A 13,196-nucleotide genomic window follows, 5' to 3' on the forward strand; every position below is an offset into this window, starting at 1 on the left:
AAGCTTCCTCCTTTTAATAAACCCGTCTAGAAATGAGCCATTACTGAAGCCATTGAAATTCCAATTGCTCCTACGACAACGTTTCCAAAATCTAATAAAAAGAAAAAAACAATTGCACACCATATAGATGCCCCTTTACACTCTACAGAATTCGCTAACTTTTGAATGATACTTCGTTTTTTCCCATCTTCCCAATGAGAAGCATCTATTCTTTTTTTTATCTTCCACCAATAGATGGAATCAGCCAGCTTTCCTAATATCAGAAATTTTACAATCCAAAGTAAAAATAACAACACCCCCACAGAATCTTTCGTATAAATTATATTTGCTAAAACTAACATATAAATAATAAACGAAGCAAATAATGTTATTACAGAAGAAATGAACCATAATAAGAATCCTTCTATCCACATCATTCGATAAGCAAACCATAATGGGCCAAAAAATGCAGCGGCTCCATTGAATTTTTTCTTTCTATCAATTTGTCTGAATCTATTTAAGTACTCTTCTTGATTTTTTTCCAGATATTCTCTTATCTCTGATATTGAATATCCGCCTATCTGGCTTTCATCATAGTCCATTTTCGTCACTCCTCACTTCTCCCCATTTTTCTTTTAAATCTGCCTCTGCCTGTTTAAGCTGTTCCTGTGACCAAGTTTCATAATCCAAATCTGTTTGTACAAGATTTTTGTACGCATATATTAGTATGTCTTTATACCTGCCAAATGGATCATTAAATCCTTCGTGCTGCCAAAGATAGTATGCTCTGGCATAACACTTAACCTCTTGCTCAGGTTGTTTTAAGTTTTCATATGCCCATGCTAACTCAATATAGGTTGAATATGCCAACTCTGGGTACGATGAACAATGAGCTATAGCTTTCTCATAATCCTCAATTGCTTTATATTGATCCTGTCTTATAAAGGAGTAGAGAGCACCTCTTCTGCCATAAGCAAATAGTAAATCGTAATGATCTCTTGCCTGCCAGTTCTCCAAAATTTCTATGCATTTATTATAACAATTCAATGCTTTATCAAAATCTTCTGAATTATTATAATAATAATTTCCCAATTCAAGATAGAGATTTGCCTCTACAGATTTATACTGATGAGTATTCTGATTTAATTGTAATGCTTTTTTCATATAATGGATACCTACGTCATTACCAACATAGTTAAAATTGGCAAGTGCAATCATATAATAAGTGTAGGCCCCGATTGCCTGATTTGATCCTAATAATTTTCTTTCTCGTTTTATTAGTTTTTTTGCGGTTTTAATCACCTGCTTATAACTTAATTCACTATTCAGGTATTTCTTTTTTAACATATTGGTATCCAGAATCAGGCGTTTTACTGGATCTGAGATATCTATTTCATAAGCTTCTTCTGCATAGCGATCAACTTCATCTCTTTTATCTTGATATAGGCAGCACTCTGATAAATTTGTTAATGCACAGGCTTTTTCTTCTTCCGTAACCGACAGATCTAGAGCTGTTTTTAAGTGGCGTTCTGCATCATCAATTTTTCTGAGCCGCAAATAAGCAACACCTAACGCATTTTCTGTTTTTGCGTCGCGCTCTATTTCCTGCAATTGTTCTATTACAGAATTCAGTACATCTCCATTTTCTTTCAACTGTATGACAAGGCTCTTGTAGTTTTCCTATTCCGCCTCCTCACAAAGCATTAAAATCCAGTTATTATCCACGATATACCAGGTATCATCTGCTAGCGTTAGCGTTCTTTTATGACAGCCTGTAAGTAGGATACTGATAATGAGAATAAAAACTAAATATTTAAAACATTTTCTCATCATATCTCCTATGCATTCTTCAAATAAATATTTTATTATAAACCTAAATGCTTAGCAATTATTACTGCAAGTATAATAATTGACATAACCAAGCCGAAAATAGCTTGACCTAAATAAACATTCTCTTTTCCAGAAACAATAAATTTTTCTGGATTATTTTTATCATATTTTATAATTGTTTCTTCTCCTATTACTAAATTATTCGGACATTTGTCACCAAAAGGAAATTCTTCCTAATAAGTGATTCCAGCCACAGTATATTCATAAACTGGATAATATATATAAACCTTACTATTTCTCTCATTATGACAAACTATATTTAGGGAAATTATCTTTCCTTCTGATCTTCCATCATATTGATGAGATTTTATATTATTAATAAATGATATTAAAAATAATAAAATAGAACATAAAAGTAAAACATATATAATAAACACTGGGCTTTCTCCTTATATTTTTAATCCACTTATCTCTATAGAATACTCCCCAAATTACTATATCCATTCCCTGATCTAACAGAAACTAAAATTATTTACACAAATCATATCAAGAAGTAGCATCAATTGTTTGAATAATATCAAATCATAACAATAAGAACAGAAATCATTTCCATAAATGCTCCAATTGCCTTATGTTTCCAAAATTTTTCTTTATTTATTGGTACATATTTAAAAGGATTATTCTTATCATATTGAAGTGTTACTTTTTTACCTATAAACACATCTTGTTTTGACTCGTCAGCAAAACTTTAAAGTTTTTTGTTCTAATTATCATTATTGTACATTCAATAAATGTATCGGTAAATCCAATTAGGAATATGATACAATTTAAAATAACTCCAAACATTTTTACACTACCTTACAATAATTATTGATAAATATTTCCCGGCTTTACATATCTCAATCTTATGTTTAGTTCTTATGTAAATTGTTGATTAATTACCTAAATATTTGCCGATTAACATAGCTAGCATAATAAGTGCTATTATTAATCCAATAATAGCTTGACCTAACCAAACATTCTCTTTACCAGAAACAATAAATTTTTCCGGTTCTTTCATATCATATTTTAAAATCACTTTACTGCCTATAGGAATATCATTTGGTGATTCTTCACCAAATGGAAATTCTCTTTGGTATGTAATACCATCTACAACATATTTGTAAATAGGATAATAAGTATAAATTTTCATATTTTTTCCGTTGCTAATAGTTTTATTTATACTAACTATTTCACCCTCTGCACGTCCTTTATATTTACGTGTTTTTGCATTATTAATTAAAGATACTATAAATAATAAAAAGCACCCCATAAAAATTAAACAAATAATAATCATACATTCATACTCCTTTTTATAAGTTAATACATTATATCGTTAAATTCACCTTTTTGAAATATACCATCTTCATAGATCTTATACTTTATGGCTGTCCTATTATCTTCGGGTACTTGTAGTAAAAATTTAGATTTTTCTATAGGCTTACAACTACCCGAATAAACTCCTTCTTTATCTCCCATAATATTATATGTACCTTTAAATTGATATTCTTCGCAATACGTACTAATTGTAATTTTGATCTCGCCAGCAAAATAAGCATGTGAATTATAAAAAAGATCCTCAAATATAGTGAAAACTGTTGCAATTTTAGCATAATATCCAAGCAAATCAACAAATACTTTATGAACCACGTTATCCATAGTTTTCTTAATTATCGGAATAGTCTCGAATAAAGTACTACCAATTGCTTCAAAAGAATTAAAATTGTCCCATGTTAAAAAGTCTTCTGATTCGATTATATCAGCAACTGATAAAACCATAGTTACACCGACTCCAACCCATGAATAAGGACCCGACATCAAAGACATCGCATTAGCAGCTGCTTCCCCATATTTTGCCTGTTTTAAGACATCCTTAGCAGGTCTTATATTAATCTCTACATGTGCAGCAGGCTTTCTTGCCTTTTCACATTCCTCATCAATAATATAATAAGGCTTTGCTTCTTCTAATCCTGTTGCATATAAAATAATCCCGTGAACTATATTATACGCTTTAATTTTAGAAAACCGCTGATCCCCATAGGAACTTTTTATATAATCCTTATATATACGATCCTCAGCAAACTTAAGCAGATCTATAATATTCCCCTCTATCCTGCCTTTACTAATATTCACCCAACTTCCATTCTGTACTACCTTAATAATACCGCCACATCTGCAGACCAAAAAGGAATCCTCAGTCACAATAGGCCGCTCATAAATATTACTTCTTAACTTACCTATCTCTGTACTTAGTGTATTAAAATTAGTACTAATATTCTGTATCTCCTGCTCCAACTTACTTCTTTTATCTTCAATTCCGTGTTTTCTGGCAATAGTTTCAAAACCTTTGATACTTGTTAAGGCAACGGAGGATTTACTTTTTAATTTACTAATCTCTGACAAGACAGCATCTAAGTCATCGATATAAACAAGATCTGAATCATTATCTTCATCTGCGTTATATACTGTTGTATTATTTGAATTTGCCCATTCACTAACAACTTTTAAATAATCATTCACATGCTTGATCATGTCAGACTGTGCATTCAATTCCTTACTGAGAATTTTTCTTTTTTCTTCTTCTCTTTCTCTTTTTTTCTTTTCATTTTCATCAAAATAGTTTAATAAGTTCTTAGAGACCTCCGGCTTTGTATCATTCCAATTCGGTAAACTTAAATTTCCCTGTCCTTCTTTGCCCATTGGTAATGCATATGCAAGTTCTGGAGCAAAGCCTTCATCCTTTATATATTTATTAGAGCCCTGTTTCAATTTTGCAAGCGATTCCCTGATTTGTTTCATATAACTTACTTGCAATTTTTTCATTTGTGCTATTACTTCCAGTTTATTGCTCATTCTGGTCTTATCATCTGTATTAAACCAACTGTCTATTAATTCCAGTACACAAGGATAATTACGCCCCAGTTTTGGAATACCCTGTTGATTCATAGCAGCTGTTACACAATCGGAATAATACAAAAATTTATTCTGTAATGCCTGATACTGAGGACTGTCCACTGGGTAAAGCTTCATAGTCTTGTTTAAATTACAAACAATGTCGTTCATTGCATTGACATAATTATCTGCCTGACAGCACCCGAATTTATCCAGATTTATAAAAGGCTCGCAGTCAATATCCCTGATAAACGGACTGTCCTTACCAAATACACCATTATTCTTATCGGTTGCTCTTAAAAGTCTGTAATACTCAAAACATTCTGTATCCAGCTTTTTACATTTTGCCGGAGCCTGTTTTGCACAGGAACACATAACGTATGACGAATCTAAAAGATAATTAGGCTTCATCTTTCCACTCAAATTTTTCATAATCACTTACCCTATCAATTATATGTATTAATATACCAACTGAACACGCTCCAGTGTCAGTTTTCTGATATCTCTTCTAAGAAGACTCTCCGCCACATCCAGGCGAATAATAACAATATCTGTATCAATACCAGCAATCTTAAATACACTGTAATCCTCGACAGAACTTGCTTTAATAATCAGCTTTTCCAGTTTATTTCTATTTCTTACAGCCTTGTACTCGTCAGGCAGACAGTCTACATTAACAAATAAAGGCGCATAGTAATTGCAGCTGCTCCCATCCAAATTATTTAAAATACACACCGTCTTAAATTGCAATGAACGCACATAGATGGAAAACACCTTTTTTACACCCTCATTAACCAGGAACAATTGACCATCCAATACATCAATATAATCAAGCGGCCGTTCGGATCTTGCAAAACCCACATTAATATCAGGTATATTGATAGCATTCTCTAATGACATGGCTGCTCTGCGATTAACAATATCATTTAAGTTTGTTATAACTGGAGTGTGCATGTAAGTCTTATCTTCTTTTATCCAAAAGTAATCCATGAAACCTCCTATTGATACTGAATCGTGAGTCCTGTATGGCTGATTCCATCAGAGATCATCAATGAATTATTATTCTCCCGGAAAATGATTCCTCTTCCTGCAACAATGCTGGTTTCCCCTCCACTGGCAAACTCTACGGATTCTGATGCTGTTATTTTTACTACCCTGTTACTATTAATCATAATCCCTTTTTCATCATCCAGTACAATTGATAATCCTTTATGGTTTGTAATCATTATTTTTTCAGGGGTGAAACGTATTTCTTTGTCGTGTTTTGTTCTTATGGATTTTTCTTCAGGATTTTTACGCATATCACCATCACTTTCCGTATGAACTGCATTTATTACGTATGACTGATTTGCGTTTTCATCAGGAAAATGTATTCGGATTCTGTCTCCCTTCTCCGGCATACAATACCAGCCGGTGCCTTCTGGCGATGAATAAACGGAGGCAAATGGAAACCAAACAGTATCCTCATTATTAACTTTGCAACCATAGTTACAATTAATTCGTACAACATCATTTTTTACTTTTGAAACTTCCCCCATAAAAGACGCCCCTATTATTTTTTCATTTCCATAGGGTTTTACCTGAAAGCCTTGTTTTTCTCGTAAACAATATTTATGTATTAATTCCTGCTTATAAAGTCTGCTCTCAATTCCATGTACATATAATCTGTGACCGTGAAACTCCACAGGTGTGCACAAATTAAGTATCTCACGGGATTCCACAATATATTCCCGTACATGATCCGTAATATTTACTTCATAAAATTCCACATCCAGTTCTGCATCATCTTTTGTGGGTAATCCAAAAAAGAAGCAGATATGGCTGTTCGTACAATCTGGAACCAATACCGTATTTAAGCAGCTTGCCAGTCTCTTTAAAAAAAACCAGTCTGTCTCCCCGTATTGCGCTATAATATTGCAAGATTGTTCGCTAACATGGTTCATAATAACACTGGCATTTTCATTCTCAGAAACAATGTAACGTACAATTTCTTTATATGTCTGATTCTTATTATAAAAAAACCGCACTTTTTCTTCTGTGTCTAATAAAGTTGTTTTAGAAATTGCATGTATTTCCAGTTTAGTTAAATAACCTTCTTCCGTATTGGATATTTTATCAGGTAGCCCTCGAAAAATTGTATGTATCTCTCCATCTTCGTCTGTAATCTCAATTGTAATTTCTGTATCAGGTGTAAATTTGCCCAAAACATCCTTTTCGCTAATATAACCTGATATATAGGCCAGCATATGTTCATTTACCTCTTTTTTTATCTGGCAGTCTAAAATTTCTATCATAGAAAATGGTTTCACATTGATACTTATCGCTTTCATTATACTTTTTCCTTTCCGTGAATTGTATTTAGCAGCTCCAGCATAACCGGTTTCCATTCCAACCATGCTTCATAAGGACAATTAAAAAGACCTAAAAAAAATCTTTGATTTATTACTGTTATGGATAAAAGATTATATACAGCTCCGTCCAGAGTATGGCTCTTAAATTCCATCCAGCCACACCGGTATTCATCGTTTTCAACATGCCCTTTACCCATGAATTTATTTGCAGGCTGGGCAGTTGTAATCATAATTTGAAATTGATTTAATGTACCATCAATCTTTTCAGCTTCAATCTCCTGCTCAAACAGGCTAAAGGTAAAGTTAACCTCACCTGCCTCATCTGTCATAATGATCTGTGGTCTGTCAACTGACGGGTACTTTTTTGATGCCAGTTCCGGGTCCATCTGAGTAAACTCTTCTGGCATCATAATTCTAAAAAAGGAAAGCAGCTCTATTTGATGAAATTTTATCAGCCTGTCGCCGACATACATTCCTGTTTCGCTGTTTATATACTTACTTCTCTTTTGCTCATTTCGCATGAATGCAATTTGTTCGTCCTTATATTTCATGGTACCTCCCAATTAAAAAATTCACTAATTTCTCCCTAAAAATATCAAATCAGATACTTGATGCTCTTTACTGGGATTTTGAAATGAAGGTAATCCGCCTAGTATAGCTGATGAAACAGCTGAATCAACAACTCCCTGGGGAATACCGGCTATAATATTCGTTGCATATTGGTATGAATTGCTGATGCCAAAGTCCTTACATCCCTGTTCCGGTTTATGCCCTAGCTTGTGAGGAAGTCCGCTGATAACCGCTTTTTCGGTTGTCATTCGCATTTCATTTCCTGATAAATCAATACTATCTCCTGATTTCTTATTTTCAAAATGGTATCCCAATGGAGTATCCATTGTTACGTTACCACCTGTTCGTATCTTAATATTATCTTTAGCATTAATGCAAATATCCTTTTGGGAAAACAGATTAATTCCCAGTTGATCCGATAATGCCATACTTATCTGACTGACTTCGCTTGTTAACTCTATTTGAGGTGATTGGATATCTAATCTTTTTCCTTCTTTTGTTTGAAAAGTTTTTACAGAGGCTTCCGGATAATCGATCTTCTCATTTACACTTCCTATCACAATCCCGCTGTTTTCCTTTTCATTTGAAAAATACAATTGAACTCTTGTCCCTTTTTCCGGCATCGCATACATAATATTGCCTGATACCGGAACATATTCGAATGCAAATAATTCCTCATCAAGAGGATTCTTATTTTGATCTAAATCCAGTTTCACTTTTATTTTCTCCTTGGATGTCCATTTAACAGTACCTCCCAGACACAATCCGCATATTTTATGGTTATAAAAAGGGGGCATCCCTGCTACCGCTTCTGAACCAAGTTTATATTCTACTTGAATTAAACCATTTTTAAAACTTACGTGTTTTGAAACTACTATTTTTTTTGAATCCTTAAACCATACTTTATCTCCCAGCATATAGTTCAGGCTTCCGGAAACAGTATATACACAAAAATCTTCTGAATTACATTGAAAGAGTAATCTCTTCTTTCTATATTCCCCCCACTCCATTTGACATTTATAGTCATTAGTGTCATCTAACTGATATTGCTTTCCTCCGATAACCCCAACTGATATCTGGGGATACTCGCCGGTAATCTCAGGTATAACAACGGAACCAAACTGGCTGGCAATTCTTTTACAAAATTCCCAATCGGTTTCCTCATATTGCAATAATGGGTTATTTATTTCTAATCCGCTCCCACATGTAAATAAAATATTGCGTCCTTTTCCGGAAACAAGATTAAGCATTTGCCGATAGGTCATATGTTTATTTTGATAAAAATTACATTTTTTTACTTTATCAAATTCGTAGCTTGATGATATACATTTCAACTTTATATGACATTCTTCTCCTTTAAATATGAGTTTCGATTCTAGTATTATTCCAGTGAACACAGGGATATTTACCTCATCTTCTTCACAGATAAGGAACATTTTTTTCCCAATTAAATCACTGTGGCTTTCATCACTTATGTTATTCATCAACCCATCTAATTTAAGAATAGCGTGTTCATTCATTTCTGCTATCATTTCGAAATGTAACACCTGATTCAATTCTATTGCACCTGTCACAAAAATCTTATCCATACTAATCCCAATCAATATCCTGCCTCCCTCAGATCTGTTACTGAAATTTTCTAAATTATTTGTTTTTAAACGATATGTATCTAATAAAATTTACTATTTTATGACATTATTTTCAACCCATATGCCAAAATTGTACACGTTAGCTTCCGAAATTGCACATTACATCTGATTTATCATGTAAACAGGGATCTTTTTTTGAAAATTATTTATTACGATGTCAGGAACATGAGGTCTGAGATAAATCTGCGAAAACTCAAGAATAATTATCTTGTCATTTAAGGTATATCCTTTATATAATATAATAATAAGTTTAATATTCTAAGGAGGAGACTAATGGAATTTTCCAGTATAATTTTTGCATTTTCATTAACACTTTTTGCCGGTCTTTCAACAGGAATAGGTAGCGCTCTTTCATTACTTACAAAGAGGACTAGTACTAAGTTTTTATCTATTGCCTTGGGTTTTTCAGCGGGAGTAATGATTTATGTTTCTTTTGTTGAAATTCTTGTAAAAGCAAAAGATGCCCTGACTTCTGCTCTAGGGGTTAAAGTCGGTTCCTGGGCTGTCGTTGGCGGATTCTTTTTTGGTATATTAATTATAGCAATAATCGATAAACTGATTCCCTCTACTGAAAACCCCCATGAGATACATACGGTAGAAGAGATGGATGGAAATAGTGAAGCCCATAAATCCAGTTTAATGAGAATGGGATTATTCACGGCTTTAGCTATAGGAATTCATAATTTTCCAGAAGGATTAGCTACATTCACCGCAGCATTAAGTGATCCAAATCTTGGAATACCAATCGCTATTGCGATTGCAATTCATAATATTCCGGAAGGAATTGCTGTAGCAGTACCCATATTTTATGCGACAGGAAGCAGAAAACAAGCTTTCAAATTGTCTTTCTTATCCGGATTGTCAGAACCGATAGGTGCATTAATTGGGTATTTACTATTATTCAAGTTTTTTAATGATACCATGTTTGGGTTTATCTTTGCTTCTGTTGCAGGAATTATGGTATATATAAGTCTTGATGAATTACTTCCATCTGCGAGAGAATATGGAGAACATCATCTTTCTATTTATGGATTGATCGCAGGAATGGCTGTAATGGCTATAAGTCTTCTATTGTTTATATAACAGTTTCTTATGACCTCAAGAAATGCTGGAAATATCAGATTGAATTTTTAAATATTAGTTTAATTGTGTATATTGAAAGAGCCAACCTTCCATTATGATGAAAGGTTGACTCTTTCGATATAGTTTCTGAATTCGCATTGGACCGTCATCAGCTCCTGCCGGATCGCATATGCATTTCATATGCTTTTGAAACAGCTTTAAATGCATTTATTCTTCCATGACCGGTATAATTATCAAAACCTTTCGCGCCAATGTCATCTGCAGTAGTTCGGATTATATCTTCGACTTGACTTGCTTTTAGTTCTGGAGCAACGGAAAGCACAAGTGCTGCAACTCCTGCAACATGCGGTGTCGCTGCAGATGTACCGTTAAAATCTTCTACGTAATTATTAGAACTATAGCCGCTCTTATTCATAATATCAGTTGTGAAAATATGAACACCCGGGGCTGCTACATCAACTTCCGGACCATAATTACTACCCCACCAATATTCGCCGTCTCTACTTGTCTTACTTTTTCTTTCACCATACTCATTACATGCTGCAACAGTTATAACATTATCCAGACTACCAGGATAAGAAACACTGCCATCTTCATTGCCAGCTGCAAAACAAACAACGCATCCTTTTCCGTTTCGGCCATTTCGTTTGGCATTATTTATTGCATTTGTAATTGTTTGGCTGTCTTCTCCGCCTCCCCAGCTGTTACTAAGGACATCCGCTCCTCTTTCCACAGATTTAGCAATTCCATCTGCAATTTTTGCATCATCAGTAACCCATATGGTTCCGGATCCATAATTAACTCCATATGCAATTCTTACTCCCATTATTTTACATTCCGGAGCCACGCCGGCTATTCCTTTATTATTATCACATTTTGCGGCCGCTATGCCTGCACAAGCCGTTCCATGCGCATCAGCACTTTTAGGAGTTGGATCATTACGCTTGTAACATGCATCATACCCGGTTACCAGTTTATCAGATACATTTAAATCTTCATGTTTGTAATCCACACCTTCATCAATGATAGCAATAATAATATCTTTATTTCCTTTCGTAATTTCCCATGCTTCTGAAATATGGATGTCTTCGCCTGCAATTCCTCCAGTTTGCCCAGTATTGTTAAGAGCCCACTGCTTATTTACATATGTATCATTACTTATTGCTGCCATAGGCTTTAGCAACCGAACAAAATTAGGTTGTGCATATATTACCTTATCATTTTCATGATAAGTATTTGCCATCTCCAATGCACTTACTGCTTTCCCTTCTGTGGTTTCCACAAGATAAGAATTCTCTTCCCAATTAATATTTTCGATAATTTTAACATTATTAGAATCATTAATCTTATTAATTTCTTCTCTTGTTACATCTGGTTTGAATTGGATAATAAACTGATTTGTAAGTATCATTGGTGTTTTATCTTTTGCTTCTAATACCAGAAAATCATCTTCTTCCGGCTGGTTTTTGCTTGAAAATGAATTAGTTTTATAAACTTGATTCTCACTTATTCTTTCTAAAATAATACCATTTTCCAAATCAGTCATTTTTGAATTCAGGTTAGAAGTTGAAGATTTGTATTTACTTTCCATATAACCATTATCTTTAAATGCTCGATATGATTCAGATATTTTTAAAGGTATTTTTTTTCCATTACTCCAATAATTTAATTCCATAATAATTCTCCTTCTATTATTTTTTGAATTTGCAAATTCAATAATAAGAAAGAAAAATTAATCATATTTGTAAACTTGAAACAACCCTGGAATTATGCTCATTGTAATTCTTTTCATATACGTTTATAATGAATGTACAAAATCTGTACACACATTGTACAGCAAACTACGCTTCAATCCCTTATAATAGGAATTACGGAGGAACGATATATGAACAGCAGTAAAACTTTTGATGATGTAATACAATACCTTGAGAAAAGCATAATTGACGGTTCTGAAATCGATTATAACGAGATATCCAAAATAGCCCTGAGTCCGGCAGCTTTGTTCCAGCGCATATTTATATTTGTATCAGGTATCAGTATTGCCGATTATGTAAGAAAGCGAAGATTAACATTAGCTGGATATGATTTGAAAAACAGTGATATTACTGTTTTGGATGTAGCTATAAAGTACGGATTTCACTCCCATTCTGCCTTTTCGCGGGCATTTAAAGAGCACCATGGAATTACTCCATCCGAAGCGAAGTCTGAAACTGCGAAGCTCAATAATTATCTTCCGATTAATTACCTGGAAATGAGATTTATAGGAGGGAAACGGATCATGGCAGATATGAAAAAGATTATTTACAAAGAAACAAAAGAACGCCTTATGGTAGGTCTGGGCCGTGAAACATCATTTTTTGAAGCGGGGAATGTATGGAGAGAATTTTTTGAAGGGGATGCCATTGATAAACTGGGTTCTCTCTCCGATTCAACATGTTGTGAAGATATCGACCCCAATGCGGGTATAGGTATGATGTATGATTTTAAAGATATGAATAATTTTGAATTCATTATTGGAGATTTTATAAATACTGGTACTCAGATTCCGGAAGGTCTGACTGCGAAACATGTTCCTGCTGGGTTAGCTGCCCATATTCAGATTGAAGGAAGTAATGTAGCAGAAATAATTGATTCCGCATATTTATTAATCACGGAAGCAATTGAGAAGACTGGTAAACAAATTGATCACGAACATTTTTACTGGTGTGAAGTATACACAAACGAACGTTATTGTGAGCCTTTAAGCCGGGGCGAAAAGGTTATTATTGATTATATTCTGCCAGTCGTGGATAACAATTAAATG

11 protein-coding genes are annotated in these 13,196 nt (G+C 33.8%); 2 read left to right on the top strand and 9 right to left on the bottom strand.

Translation table 11 applies throughout. From position 1 onward, the window contains the following. Window positions 1-26: 26 nt before the first annotated feature. From CRO04_RS10830 to CRO04_RS10870, 8 genes are all read right to left on the bottom strand, one after another. Complete coding sequence (locus CRO04_RS10830; protein WP_097004258.1) at window positions 27-581, bottom strand: DUF2628 domain-containing protein; 555 nt, start codon at window positions 579-581, stop codon at window positions 27-29. Continuing rightward, a complete protein-coding gene (locus CRO04_RS10835; protein ID WP_097004259.1) occupies window positions 571-1,632 on the bottom strand; it encodes a tetratricopeptide repeat protein in 1,062 nt (353 codons plus the stop codon). The genes CRO04_RS10830 and CRO04_RS10835 overlap by 11 nt, the downstream gene beginning before the upstream one ends. A 1,111-nt stretch (window positions 1,633-2,743) precedes the next feature. Further along, a complete protein-coding gene (locus tag CRO04_RS10845) occupies window positions 2,744-3,145 on the bottom strand; it encodes a DUF3592 domain-containing protein (RefSeq protein WP_097004261.1) in 402 nt (133 codons plus the stop codon). Window positions 3,146-3,168: 23 nt separating this feature from the next. Then, complete coding sequence (locus tag CRO04_RS10850) at window positions 3,169-5,172, bottom strand: hypothetical protein (RefSeq protein WP_097004262.1); 2,004 nt, start codon at window positions 5,170-5,172, stop codon at window positions 3,169-3,171. Window positions 5,173-5,199: 27 nt separating this feature from the next. Continuing rightward, window positions 5,200-5,730 (bottom strand): hypothetical protein, encoded by a 531-nt coding sequence (locus CRO04_RS10855; RefSeq protein WP_097004263.1) that lies wholly within the window; start codon window positions 5,728-5,730, stop codon window positions 5,200-5,202. A gap of 8 nt (window positions 5,731-5,738) precedes the next feature. Beyond that, window positions 5,739-7,070, bottom strand: coding sequence for a phage baseplate assembly protein V (locus CRO04_RS10860; RefSeq protein ID WP_097004264.1), 1,332 nt, complete (start codon window positions 7,068-7,070; stop codon window positions 5,739-5,741). After that, complete coding sequence (locus tag CRO04_RS10865; protein WP_097004265.1) at window positions 7,070-7,642, bottom strand: hypothetical protein; 573 nt, start codon at window positions 7,640-7,642, stop codon at window positions 7,070-7,072. The genes CRO04_RS10860 and CRO04_RS10865 overlap by 1 nt, the downstream gene beginning before the upstream one ends. A gap of 24 nt (window positions 7,643-7,666) precedes the next feature. After that, window positions 7,667-9,265: a hypothetical protein gene (locus CRO04_RS10870; protein WP_097004266.1), complete on the bottom strand. Its 1,599-nt coding sequence runs from the start codon at window positions 9,263-9,265 to the stop codon at window positions 7,667-7,669. A gap of 318 nt (window positions 9,266-9,583) precedes the next feature. Here CRO04_RS10870 and zupT point away from each other — a divergent pair, with 318 nt between their 5' ends. Continuing rightward, window positions 9,584-10,393: a zinc transporter ZupT gene (zupT, locus tag CRO04_RS10875; protein ID WP_097004267.1), complete on the top strand. Its 810-nt coding sequence runs from the start codon at window positions 9,584-9,586 to the stop codon at window positions 10,391-10,393. 148 nt (window positions 10,394-10,541) lie between these two features. Here the strand turns inward: zupT and CRO04_RS10880 are convergent, their stop codons facing one another. Beyond that, entirely contained in the window at window positions 10,542-12,068 is a 1,527-nt protein-coding gene (locus tag CRO04_RS10880; RefSeq protein WP_097004268.1) for a S8 family peptidase, read from the bottom strand. Window positions 12,069-12,278: 210 nt separating this feature from the next. Between CRO04_RS10880 and CRO04_RS10885 the strand changes: the two genes are divergently transcribed. After that, the gene (locus tag CRO04_RS10885; RefSeq protein WP_097004269.1) at window positions 12,279-13,193 is read left to right on the top strand and encodes a helix-turn-helix domain-containing protein; all 915 of its coding nucleotides are present in this window, start codon (window positions 12,279-12,281) and stop codon (window positions 13,191-13,193) included. Window positions 13,194-13,196 lie beyond the last annotated feature (3 nt).

The sequence above is a fragment of the Lacrimispora amygdalina genome, from assembly GCF_900205965.1.
GTDB classification, from domain to species: domain Bacteria; phylum Bacillota; class Clostridia; order Lachnospirales; family Lachnospiraceae; genus Lacrimispora; species Lacrimispora amygdalina_A.